The organism is Lentibacter sp. XHP0401 (genome assembly GCF_025751535.1).
In the GTDB taxonomy this organism is placed as follows: domain Bacteria; phylum Pseudomonadota; class Alphaproteobacteria; order Rhodobacterales; family Rhodobacteraceae; genus Lentibacter.
Genome location: NZ_JAOWLC010000008.1, coordinates 1 through 20,524, shown reverse-complemented (window position 1 = coordinate 20,524; position 20,524 = coordinate 1). Strand labels below are relative to the sequence as shown.

Here is a 20,524-nt window from a genome sequence, read left to right as displayed (position 1 = left end):
CTCACATTACCTCCGTAGGCATTTTGAGGGGTTTTTTCTGGCCGCCAAAGAGCGAGGCCTTTGATGTGCCTGTGGAGCATCCGTTGCTGTCGGTAAACCCGCAACCACCCTTAAGGTCATAGGCTTCTTCAACCTGCTCACGGTGGGTTGTCGGAATGACAAAACGATCCTCGTAATCTGCCAGCGCCATGATCTTATACATGTCTTCGATCATCCGTCCGCTGAGGCCAACGCGCTCGGCAATACCCTCATCAATCACGCCGTCCACAGTTTTGGAGCGCATATAGGAGCGCATCGCAAGCATCCGTTCCAGCGCCGTAACAACAGGAGCTTCGTCGCCCGCTGTCAGCATGTTGGCGAGATATTTAACAGGAATACGCAGATTTTTCACGTCTGGCATACCGTCTTTGGAGCTGATTGCGCCAGCTTCGGCCGCGTTTTGGATGGGCGAAAGTGGCGGGATATACCAAACCATCGGCAATGTGCGATACTCCGGATGCAGCGGGAAGGCCACCTTCCAGTCCATCGCCATCTTCCAGATCGGACTTTCGCGCGCTGATTTGATCCAGTCTTCAGGAACACCATCACGGCGCGCCGCTTTGATCACTTCAGGATCGCTCGGATCAAGAAAGACACCGAGCTGCGCATCGTAGAGGTCTTGTTCGTTCTCCATGTTGGCGGCTTCTTCGATCTTGTCGGCGTCATAAAGCATAACACCGAGATAGCGGATACGGCCCACGCAGGTTTCCGAGCACACAGTCGGGTTACCGGACTCAATCCGAGGATAGCAAAGCGTGCATTTCTCGGATTTGCCTGTCGACCAGTTGTAGTACACCTTCTTGTAAGGGCAGCCGCTTACGCACATGCGCCATCCGCGGCACTTTTCCTGGTCAATCAGAACAATGCCGTCTTCCTCGCGCTTATAGATTGCGCCGCTGGGGCACGACGAAGCGCACGTCGGGTTGAGGCAGTGCTCGCAGAGACGGGGGAGATACATCATGAAGGTGTTCTCGTATTCCCCGTAGATCTCCTTCTGGATCCCTTCGAAGTTGTAATCCGCCGAGCGCTTGGAGAATTCACCGCCGAGAATTTCTTCCCAGTTCGGGCCTTTCTCGATCTTCTCGATCCGCTCACCCGTAATTTTTGAGCGCGGGCGCGCTGTCGGGAAGGCCTGCATCTCCGGTGCCGATTTCAGATGATCATAGTCAAAATCAAACGGCTCGTAATAGTCGTCGATCTCGGGCATCGACGGGTTGGCAAACATGTTTGCCAAAATCCGCCATTTGCTGCCCTGCTTGGGCTGAAGCTTACCAGCTTTCGTCCGCTCCCAACCACCATTCCAGCGTGCCTGGTTTTCCCAGTCGGTTGGATAGCCTGTGCCCGGCTTGGTCTCGACGTTGTTGAACCACGCGTATTCAACACCGTCGCGGCTCGTCCAGACGTTTTTACAGGTAACAGAACAGGTGTGACACCCGATACATTTATCAAGGTTCAGCACCATGCCGATTTGTGCACGAACTTTCATTCTGCGGCCTCCTTCTTGCTTGGTTCCCATGCTTTTTCAGCATCGAGCCAATCGACCTTTTTCATTTTTCGGATAACGACAAACTCATCCCGGTTTGCACCAACAGTTCCGTAGTAGTTGAAGCCATAAGCCTGATGTGCGTAACCGCCGATCATATGTGTTGGCTTCAGCGTTGTACGGGTTACCGAGTTGTGGATACCACCGCGGTGGCCTGTCTTCTCCGAGCCGGGTGTGTTCACAATTTTCTCCTGCGCATGATACATGAAGGTCGAGCCCTCCTTGATCCTCTGGGAGACAACCGCCCGCGCCGTGAGAGCGCCATTCGTATTGTAAACCTCGATCCAGTCGTTATCGACAATACCTGCCGACTTGGCATCGACCTCGGAGATCCAGACCACAGGTCCGCCGCGGTTGAGCGTGAGCATCAACAAGTTGTCGGTGTAGGTGGAGTGGATACCCCATTTCTGGTGGGGCGTGATAAAGTTCAACACCAGCGTGTCGCCTTTATCCTGCACATCCGCCGTGATGGTCTTTAGGTCAACAGGAGGACGGTAAGACATGAAGCCCTCACCGAACGCACGCATCCAGAGGTGATCTTGATAGAGCTGTTGACGCCCTGTCAAAGTCCGCCACGGAATAAGCTCGTGCACATTGGTATAGCCTGCGTTGTAGCTGACCTTCTCGCTCTCAATACCCGACCATGTCGGCGAAGAAATGATTTTGCGAGGCTGTGCGGCAATGTCGCGGAAGCGGATCTTGTTGTGGTGCTCACCTTCCGCCAGATGCGCATGTTTGCGCCCTGTGGCTTTTTCCAGCGCTTCCCAAGCCTTCACGGCAACTTCGCCGTTTGTCTCGGGTGCCAACATCAAGATCACTTCGCAGGCATCAATCGCCGTGTCGATTTTCGGACGACCTGCGGCAGAACCATCAAGCTGCACACCGTTCAGAGCCGACAGGTTGTCGATCTCGTCCTGGGTGTTCCAGCTGATGCCTTTGCCTCCGTTGCCGAGCTTGTCCATCAATGGCCCAAGTGCGGTAAAGCGGTCATAGATCGCGGTATAATCGCGCTCGACTGTGACAAAGGCCGGAGCAGTCTTGCCCGGAATGAGATCACATTCGCCTTTCTTCCAGTCAAGCACCTGATCCTGCGCAATTTCGGCAGGGGTGTCATGCAGAATTGGAAGCGTGACGACATCTGTCTCGGCACCGAGGTAGCCCGGCACAATTTCCTGAAACTTCTTGGCAACTGCCTTGAAGATTTCCCAGTCCGACTTGCTCTCGTATGCAGGGTCCACAGCCGCTTGCAGCGGGTGAATGAACGGGTGCATATCCGAAGTGTTCATATCGTCTTTCTCATACCATGAGGCCGTCGGCAGAACGATATCGGAGTAAACGCAAGTGGTGCTCATACGGAAGTCGATGGTCACCAGGAGGTCAAGCTTGCCGCGTGGCGCGTCTTTATGCCACTTGGCTTCCTTCGGAAGCTGTGCGCCTTCTTCTCCAAGATCCTTGCCCATGACGCCGTTGTCCGTGCCCAGAAGGTGCTTGAGGAAATACTCATGCCCCTTGCCGCTTGAACCCAGAAGGTTGGAGCGCCACACGAAAAGGTTGCGCGGCCAGTTGGCGGGGTTGTCAGGGTCTTCACACGACATCTCCAGATCGCCAGACTTGAGGTTCTCCGCCACATAGGCAGGAATCTCCTTACCCGCCGCTTTCGCAGCTTTGGCAACTTCTAGCGGGTTGGTCTTGAGCTGCGGCGCAGAAGGCAGCCAGCCCATCCTCTCGGCGCGGATGTTATAGTCGATGAGGTTGATGTCCCAGTCACCTTCAGGCGCTGTCGGCGAAAGGATCTCCTTGGCCTCCAGCGTCTCATAGCGCCACTGGTCGGTATGTGCATACCAGGCCGAGGTCGAGTTCATGTGCCGCGGCGGGCGGTTCCAATCAAGTGCAAAGGCCAAGGGCTGCCAGCCTGTCTGCGGGCGCAGCTTTTCCTGACCCACGTAGTGCGCCCAGCCGCCGCCTGACTGGCCGACACAGCCACACATGACAAGCATGTTAATCACACCACGATAGTTCATATCCATGTGATACCAGTGGTTCATCGCCGCGCCGATGATGACCATCGACTTGCCGTTTGTCTTCTCGGCATTGTCGGCAAATTCGCGCGCAACATGAATGATCTTGTCGGCAGGCACGCCAGTGATCTTTTCGGCCCAGGCCGGTGTGCCCGGCATGTCATCGGCAAAGTCAGAAGTGACCCAATCGCCGCCCAGACCACGATCAAGCCCGTAGTTGGCGCAGAAGAGGTCAAACACCGTCGCTACAGTGATTTTGCCTGCCTTTGTCTCGATAGTTTTGACAGGGATATTGCGTGTCAGAACATCGGGGTGGTCAGCGTCAGTTTCGAACTGGCCGTAAGCCTCGCCGCCGAAGTATGGAAAATCAACGCCCACAACCTCATCATGATCTTCTTCAAGAATGAAGCTCAGTTTCAGGTGCGTATCAGCCTTGGCCGCGCGCTCTTCAAGGTTCCATTCGCCGTCTTCGCCCCAGCGATAGCCGACAGATCCGTTGGGTGCGACATAGGCGTTAGACGTTTCGTCATAGGCCACAGTCTTCCACTCTGGGTTGTTCTTTTCCCCCAGCTTACCGTCAATATCATCCGCGCGTAGGAAGCGACCCGGCACAAGCTTGCCGTCTTTCTCTTCCATCTTCACCAGCATGGGAAGGTCGGAATACTTGCGAGTATAATCCTCGAAGTAAGGTGTCTGACGATCAAGATGAAACTCGCGCAGGATCACGTGCCCAAAGGCCATGGCGAGTGCGGCATCGGTTCCTTGCTTGGCGTTGAGCCAGACATCACCGAACTTGGCGGCTTCAGAATAGTCAGGGCAAATCACAGCCGATTTCGTGCCTTTGTAGCGTACTTCTGTGTAGAAGTGTGCGTCGGGTGTGCGCGTCTGCGGCACGTTGGAGCCCCAAAGCAGCAAGTAACCCGCATTATACCAATCAGCCGATTCAGGAACATCTGTCTGCTCACCCCATGTCATGGGCGAGGCAGGTGGCAAGTCGCAATACCAGTCGTAAAACGACATAACCGTACCGCCCATGAGTGACAGGTAGCGCGAGCCAGCTGCATAGCTGACCATCGACATCGCGGGGATCGGCGAGAAGCCGAACACGCGGTCAGGGCCATATGTTTTGACAGTATAGGCGTTGGCTGCGGCGGTAATTTCTGTTGCCTCATCCCAAGTGGCGCGCACGAAGCCGCCCTTGCCACGGGTTTCGACATAACTTGCCCGCAAAATCGGATCGGCCTGCAGTTTTGTCCAGGCTTCGATGGGCTCCATCGTCTCGCGCATCTTGCGCCAGACTTTCATAAGCCGTCCGCGCACCAGCGGATTTTTCACGCGGTTGGCAGAATAAAGATACCAACTGTAGCTAGCGCCCCGCGCACAGCCGCGTGGTTCGTGATTGGGCAAATCAGGCCGCGTGCGCGGATAGTCGGTTTGCTGGGTTTCCCAGGTTACGATCCCGGATTTGACGTAGATCTTCCAACTGCAAGAGCCGGTACAGTTTACACCATGGGTCGAGCGTACGATTTTGTCGTGCCGCCAGCGGTTGCGATAGGTATCCTCCCAATCGCGGTTTTCACGGGTCACCTGCCCATGTCCATTTGAGAACTGTTCCAGTTCCTTGGACTGCAGGAAGTTCAGTCTATCGAGCAGATGGCTCATGATTTTATCTCCTTGAAGCTTGGGCTGCGCCACCCCTCAGAGGCAGCGCAGAGAGGTGTTCTATTCAGCAGGGAACAGGCGCAGATTTGCGGCTGTAGAAGATCCAGCAAACCAAGGCACAGACAGCGTAGAAGGCCAGAAACCCCCAGAGTGCCGCGGCAGGGCCGCCTGTCATCGCGATGGATGTGCCGTAGCTTTTCGGGATGAAGAATGCGCCGTATGCGGCAATTGCCGAAGTGAATGCGATGATCGCGGCGCTTTCACGTTCGGATTGCCGAAACAGCTGATCCTTGTCCAGTTCGGGCATCAAGCGCGGGATTTCGAGACGCATGATTGTCGGGATCATCTGGAAGGTCGAAGCATTGCCAACACCTGTCAGGAAGAACAGCGCCATAAAGCAGATGAAGAAGCCCCAGAAATTACCGCCACTGTCGCCAAGCGGAAGGAATTGCAGCACGCCAAGGACGGCAACGATCATTCCAAGGAAAGTCCAGAAAGTTACGCGACCACCACCGAACTTGTCCGAAATCCAACCTGTGCCTGCCCGGCTGAGTGCGCCGACGAGCGGACCCAGAAAAGCAAATTGCAAGGCGTCAACTTCGGGAAACTGTGTCCGCATCAAGAGCGGAAAGCCAGCGGAGTAACCGATAAAGCTGCCGAACGTGCCAGTATAGAGGAAGCACATAATCCAGTTGTGCTTACGCATGAAGATGACCGACTGATCCTTAAAGCTGGCCTTCGCATCGGCAATGTCATGCATTCCGAACCATGCAGCGATTGCCCCAACAATCAGGAACGGCACCCAGATGAAGCCGGCGTTCTGCAACCAGAGCTGACCGCCATCGGACAATTCCTGCGGGGCGCCGCCAAGAGCACCGAAAACGCCGACTGTAATGACCAACGGCACGACGAATTGCATGACAGACACGCCAAGGTTGCCTAGACCGGCATTCAGCGCCAAAGCGTTGCCCTTGACCCGCTTGGGGTAAAAATAGGCGATATTTGCCATTGAGGAGGCAAAGTTCCCGCCGCCAAAACCGCACATCAGCGCAAGGATCAGAAAGGTGACATAGCTTGTTTCCGGGTTCTGAATCGCGAAGCCGATGCCCAGAGCCGGCAACAGAAGTGACGCTGTGGAAATTGCGGTCCACCTACGGCCACCGAGAATTGGGACCAGAAAGCTGTAGAAAATCCGAAGCGTTGCACCTGACAGGCCAGGTAAAGCTGCCAGCCAGAAGCGTTGGCCTACAGTAAAATCAAAGCCGATTGCGGGCATCTTGGCGACCACGACCGACCAAACCATCCAGACCGAAAATGCCATCAAAAGGTTAGGAATTGAAATCCAAAGGTTGCGCGTCGCAATCGCGCGACCTTTTGCGCCCCAGAACTCGTCGTCCTCCGGCCGCCAGTCAGTCAGAATTCGACTGCTTACATTTGTTGTTGTGCTCGCCATTGGTGGGGTCCTCCCGTGGTGGCGTTTTCATATCAGACGGGCTGCTCATCAGCCCGCCAAGGTTCTGTTTCTGTCAGGCGGGTTGCTCGCCTTTGCGCGCAATCGCTGCCATGCCCTCGTCGAGCTCAGCATTGGCCCGGGCCGCGCGCTTGCGCAGGGTTTCGATATTGGCCGCCGCAAAGTTGGCGCGCTCTTCGTCTTCCTGTTTGCTGGAGAAGCGCACAAAGAAAGCGAGGAAAGAGGCGCAGGTCACGATCATGCCGAGGATGAAAAATGCTTGTGACCAGTCGATCACGTTCTTGAAAAGGAAGCCCGCAAGCACCGCACCCGCATTGCCGCCCGCACCCACAACACCCGCAACCGCGCCAAGCGACTTTTTGTTGATGAAAGGCACGACCGAGTAAGTGGCCCCTTCCGCCATCTGGGTGAAAAGCGAGAAGACAATCAGCGCCGGCAGGGCAAGGAAAAGCACATGCATCTGGCTGAAGACCATAAGCGCGCAACCCTCAAAGAAGATGCAAACGAACAGCCAGAAGCTACGCCCCTTGAGGCCCCAAAGTGCACCGAAGTTATCGCCGAAGAGGCCGCCCAATGTGCGGGCGAAAAGGTTCATAAGACCAAAGGATGCAGCCACAAAACCTGCCGCGACAAGGCTAAGATCAAAGTAATCCATGAAGTAGAGAGCCGCGACGTTGTTTACTGTCAGCTCGATGCCGAAGCACGCACCGTAGATGACGAAGAGCACCCAGACGCGCGGGTCTTTCAGCGCGTTCATGTAGTTTCCGGTGACTTTCTTTTTCTCTTCCATTCTACCAGCTGCGCGCAGGTCGTCAAAGTTGCCGTCTGGCGCGTCTTGAGTGAGGAAGTAATAGGCAACCCCTGTAAGGAAGATGATAATACCGACCACAACCATCGACAGCCGCCAGCCCACGCCTTCGGAGAAACCGAAGCCGATAACCATGACCGAGAAGAGCAGCGGCATCACAAACTGAGTGACACCGCCACCAAGGTTACCCCAGCCAGCCGATGTGGCGTTGGCCTGGCCAACCACATTAGGCGCGAACATCACTGTGGTATGGTATTGTGTAATAACAAACGCAGCCCCGATCCCGCCGATCAGAACCCTAAACAGAAGAAAGGTTTCAAACGAATGCGCAAGACCGATCCCCATAACAGGGAGCGATCCGATCAGAAGTAACCATGTGTAGGCCTTTCTCGGTCCGATCCGGTCACAGAGCCATCCGATAAACAGCCGTGCGAAGATTGTCATCGAGACCGAGCCGATGATGGCCCAGCCGATTTGGTCTTTGGTGAGCATCAACTCGTCGCGCACGACACTCATCAGTGGCGCGATGCCAAACCATGCAAAGAAGCACGAGAAGAACGCAAACCAAGTCATGTGGAAGGTTCTGATCTGCACCATTTTTACGTTGAAGAAGTTTGACCACAGCGCGGTGGCCTTATTTTGTAGTTCCATCACGGTCCCTCCAGAAAGAGCTTCTGACGCTCCTGTATTCGGTTGGGCCCTGTGTGCAGGCTTCTATTGGGGTGTTAGCTTGATCTGAATCAAACTTGCGCTCAAGCGCCCCTGAAATAAATGACCGAGCGAAATGGGTCATCTCTGTCGCAGCAGAGATCAAGCGAGGCCTTCCACCGCATCAACTCACGGCTTGACAAATATCAATTAAAGAGAAAGTGTGCTCGTTCTCCAACCGAAAAGGTCCCCGCCCAAATGCCTGAGTCGTACCCCAACGAAATCCGCAGTCTTGCCCTGTTTGCAGGAATGGAGCAGGAAAATTTCGAGGCGCTAATGCGGGGTTCTTATGTGCAGAATTTTCCACCGCATGTGGAGCTGATCACCGAAGGAGACACCCCAGACTTCCTGCATATTGTTGTTTCCGGCTCGGTGGATCTTTTCTCGAAATGGAACGGACGGGAAACAAGCCTTGCCACTGTGCATCCTGTTTCAACTTTTATTCTGGCGGCGACGGTGAAGAATTTGCCTTACCTCATGTCGGCTCGCACGTTGGAAAAAAGCCGCATTGTGCTTGTCCCTTCCGAGGATGCGCGCGCGCTTTTTGATGTGGACAACGCATTTGCCCGCGCCATTGTGACAGAGCTGTCTCAATGCTACCGCGCGGTGGTGAAAAATACCAAAGACCTGAAGCTGCGTACCTCGCTTGAGCGGCTTGCGAACTACCTTTTGCGCCAGAGCAAACGGGCAGAATCTAACGCGTTTGATCTGACAATGGAAAAGCGCCGTCTGGCCTCGTTTTTGGGTATGACACCCGAAAACCTGAGCCGTGCATTCAAAAGTCTCGAGCCTTATGGCGTGCGGGTTCAGGGGAACCATATCGAGATCACGGACTGTGAAGACCTTACCAGATTTGCCAAGCCAAGCCCCTTTATTGACGATAACCGGGCTTAGGGGCGCAGGTTAGAACCTGACCTCCGGAGCGGTATTACCACGTGGGGACAGCCTTGTTTCTCCAAGCCCGCCAAGGCGCATTAACTTTTGGAGAATCGCCAAAAACAGGGGGGTGAAAAGCGTGCACCATGCGTGCACAACACGTGCACCGCCAAAACAGGTTTTGACAATTCGGGAAAAACGGCTTGTTTGTGAACAGAACGTTCGCAGCAGATGCAGAACGGGCGCTTCCATTGCAAAGCCCAGAACCGTGACCTAACACTATCAGACCCCATCGAGGCCCAAAGATATGCTGACAATTTTTTTGGCCATTGCACCGGTCTTTGCTCTGATCCTGATGGGTTATGGCTTACGGCGTGGAGGCATTCCATCGACCGAGTTCTGGAATCTCAATGACCGGCTTGTGTATTGGGTTCTTATGCCAGCGCTGTTTTTTGCCAAAATCTCTGCGGCGGATTTGAGCGGAGGGTTGGGTGACTACGCAATGCTCCTTTATGCAGGGTTCTTTGCAGCGATCCTGTGTGGGTGGCTGTTCGGACGCGGGTTTGCGGCACCACAGGCCAGCTCGCTTTTGCAAGGCAGTGCGCGGTTTAACACATTTATTGGCCTCGCCATTGCAGAGGCTGTTTTCGGAACGACAGGATTGCAAATCGCTGTGCTTGGCTCGGCGCTTTTGGTACCGGTGGTCAATGTCACGGTTGTTACCTTGATGACGCGCCAGCTCGGCGGGGGCGGAAAATCTATCGTGCGGGGGCTGGTGAAGAACCCGCTGATCCTGAGCATTTTGGCCGGAGCGCTCTTCAACTTTGCCGGTTTGAAAGAGGTGCCGGTTTTACATGAAATTGCCCGCATTCTCGGCAGTGCTGCATTGCCGATCATGTTGCTCTGTGTTGGCGCCAATCTCAAGATTCGCGGACTGTCAGGTGATGTCCGCATTATCGGGCTATCGGTGATCGGTAAGTTTCTGATCAACCCGCTAGCTGTTGTTCTGGCGGCATGGGTGCTTGCCCCTGATCTTCTGGTATTTCAAGTTGCCCTGATTTTTGCGGCACTTCCCACTGGCGTTGCCAGCTATACGCTTGCGCGCGAAATGCGGGGCGATGCGCCCCTGATGGCGACCATTATAACGGCGCAAACCCTGCTCAGTTTTATAACCTTACCATTAACCATGCTCATCGGGCAGGCGGTTCTGTCTCTGAACTGAGCGGTGTGACCCCTCTGCGCGCGCTCATCACATAACCGCGTATTGGGCACTATCGGCTTTCAATTTTGCGCAAAATTATTCACGCTGTTAAGGTTCGTTAATACATTTGGAGCGCCCTGTTCATGACTGACTCAAAGGACCGATTGACCGCTGAAGAGGCCAAAGGATTGCGCACGGCGAAGGAGCTTGAGGGGCATCTTGTCTGGCTTGATACGTTTACGCCTGCCGCGCTCGGGGTGCTTGCGATTGCTTCGGGTATTTATACCTACCTCGGCGTGTCGAGCTTGTTGGAAGACAACGGGGCCGTCTCGTTCTTTGCGGCTGTGGCTTACTCTATTGCCGTGTCTGTCGGGATTTTTGTTTTCTGGAGCTACATGCTGCGGTTGCTTCCCGCGATGCGCACAGCCGGCGGATTTATCGGGCTGACTGTTGCAACATTTGCAGGCTCACTGGCGATTATCGCGATGTCGAGTTGGCTGAATGCGGCGGCGCTGGCCGGGTCTGCGGCTGTTGAGCAGCATTTGGAAAACACGGTCAGGGACTATCAGCGCGCGCTGGAGCAGGCCCATGATATTGCGCTCAGCGGGCAATCTTTGGGCCGCGAAGTGGAGCGGGCGCGGCAGAGCTTTGAAGACCTTGCGGAGCTTGAGCAATCGGGCGGGCTGTCTGGCGCTGCGGGGCGCGGAACTGTCTTTCGGGTGTTGGCGCAGAAATCCGACGAACTGCGCAACCTTGAAGAGCAGATTGCCACGCAACAGCCGTTGATTGACGAGGCCTTTGAGGCCGGCAACAGAATTCTCGCGCGAATGCGGGAGCTTACGGTTGCCCCCGGCCCTGTCGATATGCGCTCGGTTCGCTTCTCCGAGGAGAGCGTGAAGCTGGCGGGTGTGATCTCGCAGTTGAACCAATACAGCGTTGCGACGCTTGTGGCACGGGCCGCGGAAGATTTGCCTGCTTCAGTTGTTTTGCCCGAGCTTGACGGGCGCAGCTCTTCGGTGCGCGATGCGCAATCGGCCACGATTGACTCGGTTCTGGATGCGCTTGACCAGCGCAGCAGATCCCTGAAAAACGCAGCGGATGCGGTGCTGGAAATCGAGCCTCCGATCGAGACGGCTTACAACCCTATTTCGGCGGCGGATGCCGTGATCCGCTATGCGGGAAATTTTGTGCCCTCATGGGCGGGTGCGATTGCGATTGATTTGCTGCCTGCCATTCTGGTTTTTGTGCTGGCTGTCACCCAAACCGCAATCAGAAGCGGGCGCGACGGGATGAGCATTGAAGACACGCTCACTTTGGCCGACCTGCGCGCGGCGATCAATGCGATGAAGGATGTGGAAATGACGATGGGTGCGGCGGATGCGGCGATGCACGAGCGCACGGCCAAGCTTGACGATGACAAGCCGGATAAAGCCTGATGCGCTATGTGCCGAACTTTGATGCGCGGGGCGGGTTGAAGTATGTGCTGCTGTTGCAGCTCGGGCTTGCCGCGTTTCTCATGGTCACGCAGGTTTATGGCCTGTTTCCGAAGATGTTTCAGGAGCGAGTCGAGCTGCCCACCGGGCCAGTCTCGCCCGGTGACCAGCGGCGGGAATACAGAACCGACCGCTCCCTGCCCGGCCTTGTGACACAGGACGGCCCTGCGGACATGCCGATGCCGGAGAAATTTGACGACCGCTTGCGCTTTGAGGAGATGACCATCGAGGGCAAGGGGCGTGTGCTTCTGGTGACAGGGCAGATTGACGAGGGGGCATCCGAACGCTTTGAGGAGCAGCTTGCGGATATGTTGGAGACGCCTGATCTGGTTGCGTTGCACAGCCCCGGGGGAATGGTGCACGAAGCCTTGCTGATCGGGCGGCACATCAGGGCAGAAGGCCTGCCCACGGCTGTGCTTGCGGGGGCTGTCTGTGCCTCGTCCTGCCCTTACCTGCTGGCAGGTGGCACAGAGCGAACTGTGTCACGACAAGGGATCGTGGGGCTGCACCAGCATTACTATGACCAACCCGGATACATGCCTGTTATGTTCGCAGTCGAGAGCATTCAGTCGGGTCAGGGCGAAACGATGGAATACCTCATCGAGATGGGCGTGGACCCGTCGCTGATGGTTTATTCGCTCAAGACCCCGCCCGAGCAGATCTATGCGCTTGTGGAGGAAGAATTGACCGAGACGCGCATTGCGACTGTGATTGAAGATTAGTTTCACCTCTAGGCGCGTTCGTCCTTGGGGCTGCCCATGACGACATAGGAAGTGATGGCACTGACTTGGGGGAGCGTTCCGAGGACCTCGGTGTGAAAAGTTTTGTAAGCGGTGAGGCTCGCGGCCTCGACGCGCAGGATGTATTCGACAACGCCGGTGATGTTATGACATTCGCGCACTTCGGGGGCGGCGCTGATGGCTTTCTCGAAGGCTTCTTGCGCGGCCTTGGTGTGCAGGTTGAGCCCGACCATGACATAGGCAGTGAAGCCCCCGCCCATGGCATCAGGATCAAGCACGGCGCGATAGCCTTTGATCACCCCGATACGCTCAAGCGCTGCCACGCGGCGCAGGGAGGCGGAGGGCGACAAACCAATGCGCTCGGCCAGCTCGAGATTGCTGATCCGGCCATTGCGCGTGAGTTCATGCAATATCTTGCGGTCTATTCTATCAATATCTGTCATTAGTTGTGATAATAGTAAAATTTCACACAAATTCGCAATTACAATGTGCAAGTTTGCGTAGATATTGTTCTGATGACATATGAAATTTTCCTCGCCCTTGTGCTGTTTGCCTTTGTCTCTTCGGCCACGCCGGGGCCGAACAATATGATGTTGCTCGCTTCAGGGGCAAACTTCGGCTTTTTGCGCACCATTCCGCATATGCTGGGGATCGGGATCGGCTTTGGCTTTATGATTTTCTGTGTCGGGGTCGGGCTGATGCAGGTGTTTGATGCCTACCCGCAGAGCCGCACCATTCTGACGGTTGTGAGCGTGATCTACATGCTCTGGCTCGCGTTCAAGATTGCCAATGCTGCAGCGCCCGAGGGCAGCAAGGCAGGCGGCAGCCCCATGACGTTTTTGCAAGCAGCAGCGTTTCAGTGGGTAAACCCGAAGGCGTGGAGTATGGGGCTGACGGCGATCACGCTTTATGCGGGCGACAGAACAGTCTGGTCTGTTACACTTGTCGCGGTTGCGTTTATGCTGGTGAACCTGCCCTCGGTGAGTATCTGGGCGGTGCTGGGCCGCGAGATGCGGCGGTTTTTGACGTCACCCGCGCGGCTCAGAGCCTTTAACTGGAGCATGGCCGCGCTTTTGCTGTTGTCCTTGTATCCGGTTCTTATGCCGCAAGCGGTATGAATTAAAGATATCTCGCGGATATTGATTTAGGTCAAAAGTTACATTCCAATTTCAGCATATAGTGCGACGCGTAACTGGAATTGGAGAACACAATGAAAACCCTTCTGCTTGGCGCCGCTATGGTGCTTGCCCTTGGAGCGCCCGCATTTGCACAACAGGCTAAAAACGCACGGGAAATTTCGGCCCCTATCGTGGCTTTTACCCCGGTCATTGCCAAAAACGCCGATGCGCTTGAGCTGACCGAAGCACAACGCGCGGACCTGAAGCAATGGCTTGATACGATGCCTGCGAAGCGTAAGGCCATTGAAGAGGCAACTTTGACCGCGCGCGCCGAGCTGCGCGCCGCTATCGTTGCGGGTGCGCCTGTTGACGAGCGTCAGGCGCTGGCTGTGAAAGTCGGTGAGATGGAAACCAAGCTGGTTATGGCACGTTCAAACTGCACCGACCATTGGCGCGCAACGCTGACAGAAGCACAGTTTGCCAAGATGCTCGAACTGGCGGCGATGTAAGCCGCTTTTGGCGGCGCGCATCCGCCAAGGCTTGCGCGCCGCTTCCAAAGATTGCATTTGCGCAGACAAACAGCCATATAGCTGTTGCGATTTGTTCGGAGTGAAGCATGACCAATTACCTCGATTTTGAGAAGCCTCTGGCGGAGATTGAAGGCAAAGCCGAAGAGCTGCGCGCATTGGCGCGGCAAAGCGAGGGAATGGACGTAGAGGCGGAAGCTGCCGCGCTCGACAAAAAGGCGGCGGACATGCTCGTCGCGCTTTACAAGGACCTGACACCCTGGCGGAAATGTCAGGTTGCACGTCACCCGGACCGGCCACATTGCTCTGATTACATCAAAGCGTTGTTTACCGAATACACCCCTCTGGCGGGCGACCGTAACTTTGCGGATGATGCCGCCGTGATGGGCGGGTTGGCGCGGTTTGAGGGCACGCCTGTCATGGTTATCGGCCATGAGAAGGGCAGCGACACCAAAGGCCGCATCAAACACAATTTCGGCATGGCGCGCCCCGAGGGCTACCGCAAGGCTGTGCGGCTGATCGAAATGGCTGGCAAGTTTGGCTTGCCTGTTGTGACGCTGATTGACACGGCAGGCGCCTACCCCGGCAAAGGCGCGGAGGAGCGCGGGCAATCAGAAGCGATTGCGCGCTCCACCGAGGCTTGCTTGCAGGCGGGCGTGCCGCTGATTTCGATCATCATCGGAGAAGGCGGCTCTGGCGGCGCTGTAGCCTTTGCAACGGGTGATCGTGTCGCGATGCTGGAACATTCGATCTATTCGGTGATCACGCCAGAGGGCTGTGCCTCGATCCTGTGGAAAGACGCCGAGAAGATGCGCGAAGCCGCCGAAGCGCTGCGGCTGACGGCGAAAGACCTCACGCAGCTTGGTGTTGTGGACCGTGTGATCAAGGAACCCCTTGGTGGCGCACACCGCGACAAGGCGGCCTCGATCGAGGCGGTGCGCAAGGCTTTGGACGAGATGCTGACCGAGCTTGAGGGGATGAAAGGCAAGAAACTTATTTCCGAGCGGCGGAAAAAGTATCTGGACCTTGGTTCAAAGGGCCTGGCTGCCTGATCAGGCTTCGAATTGCACTTCGTGCAATCCGACCCGTTGGGGGACCAGTCCCCCGATTCATAAGCCATAGGGCTTATGAAGCCTCCCCTTGGGATATTTATGGCAATAAAAAAGATATGAGCGCATTTTGCCCTGCGCTGCGGGTCTACGACATCAGGTTTTCTATGCCGAGGGAAGCTATGAGGCGGTAGTAGCCGAAGAGCACCATGATGAAGAAGGCGACGAGGATCAGCTCGTGTTTGAAATGGTGTGAGTGAAAGAAACTTCGATCGCGGTGGTGGAGGACATCCATCAACTCGTCACCGAAGCGCACCGAAAGGAATGTGCCGAGGGCCGAGAGGACGATGACGCCCCAGTAGGGCCACGGGTAAAGCAGGATTTGCGCGAAGAGCCGCGTGACCACTGTTGTTTCGTAATACTGTGGGGCAAAGGCGAGTGTTGCTATGTTGAGTATGATTGCGAGCGCCCAGACGGCCAGCTCGGATATAATCATTCGGACGCCGAAGAGGAGCCGCAAGGGGAAATCGAGCAGGAAGCCTGCATCGGCCACGGGGGTACAGAGCACAAAGAAGCTCCATGTGAGAGCAACGGCGATGCCGCCTGTGGCGAAATCATAGGTGAGGCCGAGGTAAATGTAATAACCCACGGCAAGCGCCAGAAGGGCGGCGAACTTCAAGAGAACCTGACGGGAAGGTGTATGCGTTCTGGCTACGGTCATGACTGGTTTACCCCGCGAGCAGCTTGAGGCCCTGGGTGACATCGGAGCGCACGGCGAGGCGTAGGCCGGGCTCATCGCCCGCATGGAGAGCCGCGACGATGGCACGGTGAAAATGCGGCAGCTCGGTGCGCTGGAGACGGCCATAGAGCGCGCGCATGGTGGGGCCGAGTTGAAGCCAGACGGTTTCGCACATCGCCAGCATGGCGGGAGCCTGAGCGCGCAAATAAAGCGTGCGGTGAAACTCGAGGTTCGTGCGGATATAGGCGACAGCGTCTTTATGGGCGACGGCTTCGGCTATGGTTCCGTTGATGGTTTGGAGGCGTTCTATAAGTGCCATATGCGCGCGCGGCAGTGCGCGGCTGGCGAGTTCAACCTCAAGGAGCGCGCGCAGGGCGGCGAGCTCCTCTATGCGCTCATTGGAAAGCTCGGGCGTGGCGACACGGCCCGAAGAGGACATGAACAGCGCGCCTTCGGCCACGAGGCGCTGCACGGCTTCGCGCGCGGGCGTCATCGAGACATCAAACTCGCGACCGATGCCCCGCAGGGTAAGCGCATGGGCGGGAGGCAGCTCGCCGTGCATGATACGAATGCGCAGGCCACGGTAGACCTTGTCGTGGGCGGAAGAGGTATTCTCGCTGCGCGGGCTTGCAGGAGAGAGCGGCACGGGTGTTTGCATGGGCATTTGTGATCACGTTTTTGCTGCGCCTGTGGTCCGGCGTCGTTTGTGATCACAGGTTAGCTTGTGAAGCGGTACTTATGCAAGCCTGCTCCGTGTTCGCGCAGCCAGCCGCGTTGGGCACGGTGGGGGCCGTAGATATCGTGAACGACTTTCCAGAAGGCGGGCGAGTGGTTCATCTCGGCCAGATGGGCGACCTCATGTGCCGCGACATACTCGAGCACTTCGGGCGGGGCCATGACCAGACGCCACGAATACATCAGTGCGCCTTGCGAGCTGCACGAGCCCCAGCGCGAGCGGGTATCGCGCAGGGAGATGCGCGCAAACGGGCGGCCAAGGGCGGCTGAATAACGATCGGATGCTTCGGTGAGACGGTCCCGCGCGGCCTCTTTGATGAAAGCGGCGAGGCGTGCGCCTGTGCGCTCGGGCGCACCCGGAACAAAGAGTTGGCCCTCGTGAAGCGTGATCTTGCGGCCCTGCCCTTGCACAACGCGAATCATCTGGCCCTGAAATGGAATTTCGCCCCCCTGCCCCACCAGCATATCAGCCTCGAAGCGCGCAACATGGCGGCGCAGCCATGCGGCTTTTTCGCGGATAAAGCTTGTTGCCTCATCCTCGGAGGCGTGGCGCGGCAAGGTGAGTGTGACACGGCCATCGAGCTGGGAAACACGCAAAGACAGCCGTTTAGCCTGTGAAGAGCGCTTGAGGCGCACTTCGACGCGCGGCTCGCCTTCGGCCTCACTGTCTAGAACAAATGTGCTCATACGCGGATTCCTTGCCGTTTCGGGCTATTATGGTTGCGTGATTTGGCGAAAGCCTTTGACACCCCTGCCTTGTTATGGCAGTTGGCGCTGATCACCGACAAGACCCGAATTGAAAGAGGTAAACCATGCCTAAGGAAGAATGGGGCGTCAAACGTTTGTGCCCAACCACTGGCAAGCGTTTTTACGACCTGAACAAGACGCCAGTTATCAGCCCCTACACGGGCGAGGTTGTCGAGTTTGACGCTAACAAAAAGAGCCTGATTGCAGCCGACCAAGAAGACGCTGTGACCAAGAAGGCAAAAGAAGCGGAAGACGATCTTGAAGTCGATGTGCTTGAAGATGATGTTGATGTGGATCTCGATGACGACGATGATGTGCTGGAAGACGACGACGATGACAATGTCTCGCTCGACGATCTGGCCGATGTTGCCGCCGAAGGCACAGACGACGACTGAAGAATTATCATTGGGGCGGATTTGGGCTTGATCCTGCCCGCCCCTTTGACTAAGACCCGCGCAGTCACCTAGACGACGCTTGGTTTTGGGGCATTAGCTCAGCTGGGAGAGCGCCTGCATGGCATGCAGGAGGTCAGCGGTTCGATCCCGCTATGCTCCACCAAAACCACCTTCTCTGCGAAACACCCCCCAGCACTCCTAACTGGTAAGCGTTGCATCTGACCCCGCCTGAGGCATCTATCTAACATAGTCTCTGACCTCTATATTGGCGCTACGCGCCAATACGAAAGAGTAATTATAGACACTTTCGGCCCATCGCCACCTTTCAACGATAAGCTGGAGTAATCCCCCCATTAAAAATGGGGGGATTAACAAGGTAGCCTAACTGCACACACGCATCCTATGCATCGACCATTCCGAAGGTGCGTTGGCTCACGGATAACGCACGCTCCAAATGCCTGCCTGACACGAACCTACTGCAAGCCTGCGCTGAAGGACCTCAATTTTTCTTCAATGATCGGAGGAAGGGTAGTGTCCAGCCACTTCTCTTTTGGGAACTTCGCGGAGATAAAGTCTCGAATTTTGTTCTTTACGCGAGACTTTTCTGATTTCGAATATAACTGACGCGATGCTCGTTCGATATAAATCAAAATTGCATCCGCTACTGGGTCGAGGTACCCCTCTGTCTCATCTTGAAGCAGCAACATTTCTCCGAATGGCTCCCAGGGGCCATAAGAAGAGATAATTCGAAAGTATTGATCAGCAGTATTTCGGCAATATCTCTCAGAGATATCCGCCATTGGTGAACCGTTGAGAATGTTCTGCTTAAAAGCCTGTGCGTGCAAAAGAACACTCAACCGCATCAAAGATTGAGCTTCATCGGGTGCGCCATCAAATTTCTGCTGCGCGATATGATATGCGGTCGTTGCTTTTCGAGAAATCATCCCGATTTTTTGATCCTCTGAATACCTTCTACCAGCGGTTACGGCGTCCATTATTTGAAATAAATGCTCACCAACAATATTAGAGGACTTCTCTGCATTATACCAAGCGGTCAATTCTTCAAACTCAGGCTCGTGTTTCATCTGAAGAGAGTATTGAAAATTCTCTCGAACTTCATGTAGTTCAACGCGTGTTTGCAGCGCTTCAACATAGCCTTTCAAAGCCCTAAATACTGGATCTTCTGTTACTGCCAGTTTCAGTGTCGAATCTCTAACCAAGTCAAACGCTAATTTGAGATTTTCTGAACTATGACTCGAGAGCCTGAGAGGAACATATTTTCTAACGGTAGCCACAATTCGTGCAACTTCCGGGGAAGCGATCTTCGCGGTTCGCTTGAACGCGCGCACTCTTTCCTTCACCGCAGGGTAGAGCTTTAGATTCTCTTTTTTTGAATTGACGAAGCTTCGAGTAAGTCCCGCGAGAGAATAAAATGTGTTCTGTCCGGCATCATCAACCACTAAAAACATTTCGCGCACGGCAGAAATAGCGTCTCGGATTGAGGAATCCCCTGCTTGGAGAACAACTTTCAAATCTTGGAACGAAGTCGGTCTATTGAGGTCAGAAAGTGCGGCAAGTAGTGGGCGTTCCAACCCGTTTGACAGAGCGTCCCATTCTCGCAAAAATACGTAGTTTCGAATATCGTCCCCAACGTTTTGGGTGAAGAGCCGATCCGCTCCTTCGTATCCGCCAGCGGTTCTTGAAAGAGCAATTATTGACTCGATCACAAGCGGCCGTCTTTCAGATAAGTGCGGCAAGCGGTTGTCCCTAAATTCCACGTTGGGCTCTGGTGCTCTAAATTTCTCCACACATTCTTGGACGAAATCCAAATAGTCCTTACCAAACAAGCCGGGCACTTCTATTGAGTTGTGAATGGACTGCGAAGGGGCATTTCTAATGGTGTAGAGAACTTTAGACCGTTTTTTTGCACGACTGAGTGCGCGAAAAAGAAAGTCTGCACCAGGGTCGATCCCTTTGGTGGTGAGAGTATCAACATCGTCGAGAACAATTAGATAGGAAAAATGGTCAAGATACTCCTGAACAGTCCTGCGATAGTCTTTGAGTTCTGCAACCTCTGCATCACCGATATCTACTTCGCCTCCCGAGAGCTTAACGATTTGGGAGAGTAGGCTTAATTCATCATGGAAGTCAGGGTCGGAAAGATCAACGACTTCAGCGTTAGGGGAGGATAGCTCCTTTTCTTTTGCGCTCAAGAATAGGACAATATCGACGGGGTCGGCACACTCGATTTGGAGACCTTTTCCGGCAGACTTGACAAGCTTGGCAAATTCTCGGGCGATTGTCGTTTTCCCAGATCCGCCTTTGCCATACAAGTATGTCCTTGGTTCATCAGAGTTGTAAATCCAATCAAAGAGTTCAGCCATCGCTTCAACGCGGCCTATGAACCGCTTAATTTGCGCATTTGAAGGCGGGATGAGCCCCTCTACACCGTCATTGTCACCTGAAATGAAAAGGCTTGCAAAATGGCGAGGTTGCGCCTGAACAACTTCATTTCCATCCCGGACCCAAATCTTGTCCTTCTCATACCCCGCAATGTTTTTTTTGAATGCGATCGGTCTGTCCGTCGTCAGAGTTTTTGGGTCCAAGAGCGGCCTAAACTAAGAGAGAGTTTGGCTCATCTAGTTGGTTTGATTA

Annotated in this window: 17 protein-coding genes and 1 tRNA gene; 9 read left to right on the top strand and 9 right to left on the bottom strand. The window is 55.2% G+C overall.

The genetic code is table 11. The features are described from left to right. Nucleotide 1: 1 nt before the first annotated feature. From narH to OE750_RS11200, 4 genes are all read right to left on the bottom strand, one after another. Entirely contained in the window at nt 2–1,525 is a 1,524-nt protein-coding gene (narH, locus tag OE750_RS11215; protein WP_263764289.1) for a nitrate reductase subunit beta, read from the bottom strand. Then, complete coding sequence (locus OE750_RS11210; protein ID WP_263764288.1) at nt 1,522–5,262, bottom strand: nitrate reductase subunit alpha; 3,741 nt, start codon at nt 5,260–5,262, stop codon at nt 1,522–1,524. The genes narH and OE750_RS11210 overlap by 4 nt, the downstream gene beginning before the upstream one ends. Nucleotides 5,263–5,326: 64 nt before the next feature. Further along, nucleotides 5,327–6,715: a NarK family nitrate/nitrite MFS transporter gene (locus tag OE750_RS11205; RefSeq protein ID WP_263764287.1), complete on the bottom strand. Its 1,389-nt coding sequence runs from the start codon at nt 6,713–6,715 to the stop codon at nt 5,327–5,329. 73 nt (nt 6,716–6,788) lie between these two features. Further along, the gene (locus tag OE750_RS11200) at nt 6,789–8,192 is read right to left on the bottom strand and encodes an MFS transporter (RefSeq protein ID WP_263764286.1); all 1,404 of its coding nucleotides are present in this window, start codon (nt 8,190–8,192) and stop codon (nt 6,789–6,791) included. 255 nt (nt 8,193–8,447) lie between these two features. Here OE750_RS11200 and OE750_RS11195 point away from each other — a divergent pair, with 255 nt between their 5' ends. The 4 genes from OE750_RS11195 to OE750_RS11180 all read left to right on the top strand — a co-directional run bounded on the left by OE750_RS11195 (nt 8,448) and on the right by OE750_RS11180 (nt 12,541). Further along, nucleotides 8,448–9,143: a helix-turn-helix domain-containing protein gene (locus OE750_RS11195; protein ID WP_263764284.1), complete on the top strand. Its 696-nt coding sequence runs from the start codon at nt 8,448–8,450 to the stop codon at nt 9,141–9,143. A gap of 289 nt (nt 9,144–9,432) precedes the next feature. Then, nucleotides 9,433–10,347 carry an AEC family transporter gene (locus OE750_RS11190; protein ID WP_263764282.1) on the top strand — a complete coding sequence of 305 codons (915 nt, stop codon included), beginning with the start codon at nt 9,433–9,435 and terminating at the stop codon, nt 10,345–10,347. 122 nt (nt 10,348–10,469) lie between these two features. Continuing rightward, entirely contained in the window at nt 10,470–11,762 is a 1,293-nt protein-coding gene (locus OE750_RS11185; RefSeq protein WP_263764281.1) for a hypothetical protein, read from the top strand. Continuing rightward, nucleotides 11,762–12,541, top strand: a complete 780-nt coding sequence (locus tag OE750_RS11180; RefSeq protein ID WP_263764280.1) for a hypothetical protein — start codon at nt 11,762–11,764, stop codon at nt 12,539–12,541. Before OE750_RS11185 ends, OE750_RS11180 begins: the two co-directional genes overlap by 1 nt. A gap of 8 nt (nt 12,542–12,549) precedes the next feature. Here OE750_RS11180 and OE750_RS11175 read toward each other — a convergent pair whose 3' ends face one another. Beyond that, nucleotides 12,550–13,002: an Lrp/AsnC family transcriptional regulator gene (locus OE750_RS11175; RefSeq protein ID WP_263764279.1), complete on the bottom strand. Its 453-nt coding sequence runs from the start codon at nt 13,000–13,002 to the stop codon at nt 12,550–12,552. A gap of 72 nt (nt 13,003–13,074) precedes the next feature. Between OE750_RS11175 and OE750_RS11170 the strand changes: the two genes are divergently transcribed. The 3 genes from OE750_RS11170 to OE750_RS11160 all read left to right on the top strand — a co-directional run bounded on the left by OE750_RS11170 (nt 13,075) and on the right by OE750_RS11160 (nt 15,256). After that, nucleotides 13,075–13,677 carry a LysE family translocator gene (locus OE750_RS11170; RefSeq protein WP_263764278.1) on the top strand — a complete coding sequence of 201 codons (603 nt, stop codon included), beginning with the start codon at nt 13,075–13,077 and terminating at the stop codon, nt 13,675–13,677. 92 nt (nt 13,678–13,769) lie between these two features. After that, nucleotides 13,770–14,186, top strand: coding sequence for a Spy/CpxP family protein refolding chaperone (locus OE750_RS11165; RefSeq protein ID WP_263764276.1), 417 nt, complete (start codon nt 13,770–13,772; stop codon nt 14,184–14,186). A gap of 107 nt (nt 14,187–14,293) precedes the next feature. Continuing rightward, the gene (locus OE750_RS11160) at nt 14,294–15,256 is read left to right on the top strand and encodes an acetyl-CoA carboxylase carboxyltransferase subunit alpha (RefSeq protein ID WP_263764275.1); all 963 of its coding nucleotides are present in this window, start codon (nt 14,294–14,296) and stop codon (nt 15,254–15,256) included. 145 nt (nt 15,257–15,401) lie between these two features. Here the strand turns inward: OE750_RS11160 and OE750_RS11155 are convergent, their stop codons facing one another. From OE750_RS11155 to OE750_RS11145, 3 genes are read right to left on the bottom strand one after another with little or no spacing between them, the layout of a single operon-like run. Then, complete coding sequence (locus OE750_RS11155; RefSeq protein ID WP_263764274.1) at nt 15,402–15,974, bottom strand: hypothetical protein; 573 nt, start codon at nt 15,972–15,974, stop codon at nt 15,402–15,404. 7 nt (nt 15,975–15,981) lie between these two features. Beyond that, nucleotides 15,982–16,650 (bottom strand): GntR family transcriptional regulator, encoded by a 669-nt coding sequence (locus OE750_RS11150; protein ID WP_263764485.1) that lies wholly within the window; start codon nt 16,648–16,650, stop codon nt 15,982–15,984. A 59-nt stretch (nt 16,651–16,709) separates the two neighbouring features. Further along, nucleotides 16,710–17,414, bottom strand: a complete 705-nt coding sequence (locus OE750_RS11145; protein WP_263764272.1) for a M48 family metallopeptidase — start codon at nt 17,412–17,414, stop codon at nt 16,710–16,712. A 125-nt stretch (nt 17,415–17,539) separates the two neighbouring features. Between OE750_RS11145 and OE750_RS11140 the strand changes: the two genes are divergently transcribed. Both OE750_RS11140 and OE750_RS11135 read left to right on the top strand, forming a co-directional pair. Continuing rightward, nucleotides 17,540–17,869 carry a TIGR02300 family protein gene (locus OE750_RS11140; protein WP_263764271.1) on the top strand — a complete coding sequence of 110 codons (330 nt, stop codon included), beginning with the start codon at nt 17,540–17,542 and terminating at the stop codon, nt 17,867–17,869. Between the two features lie 87 nt (nt 17,870–17,956). After that, nucleotides 17,957–18,032: transfer RNA gene (locus OE750_RS11135), tRNA-Ala, on the top strand. A gap of 310 nt (nt 18,033–18,342) precedes the next feature. On the opposite strand, the gene OE750_RS11130 is transcribed toward OE750_RS11135, so the two are convergent. Further along, on the bottom strand, nt 18,343–20,475 hold the full coding sequence (locus tag OE750_RS11130) for an ATP-binding protein (protein ID WP_263764270.1): 2,133 nt from the start codon (nt 20,473–20,475) through the stop codon (nt 18,343–18,345). Nucleotides 20,476–20,524: the final 49 nt, after the last annotated feature.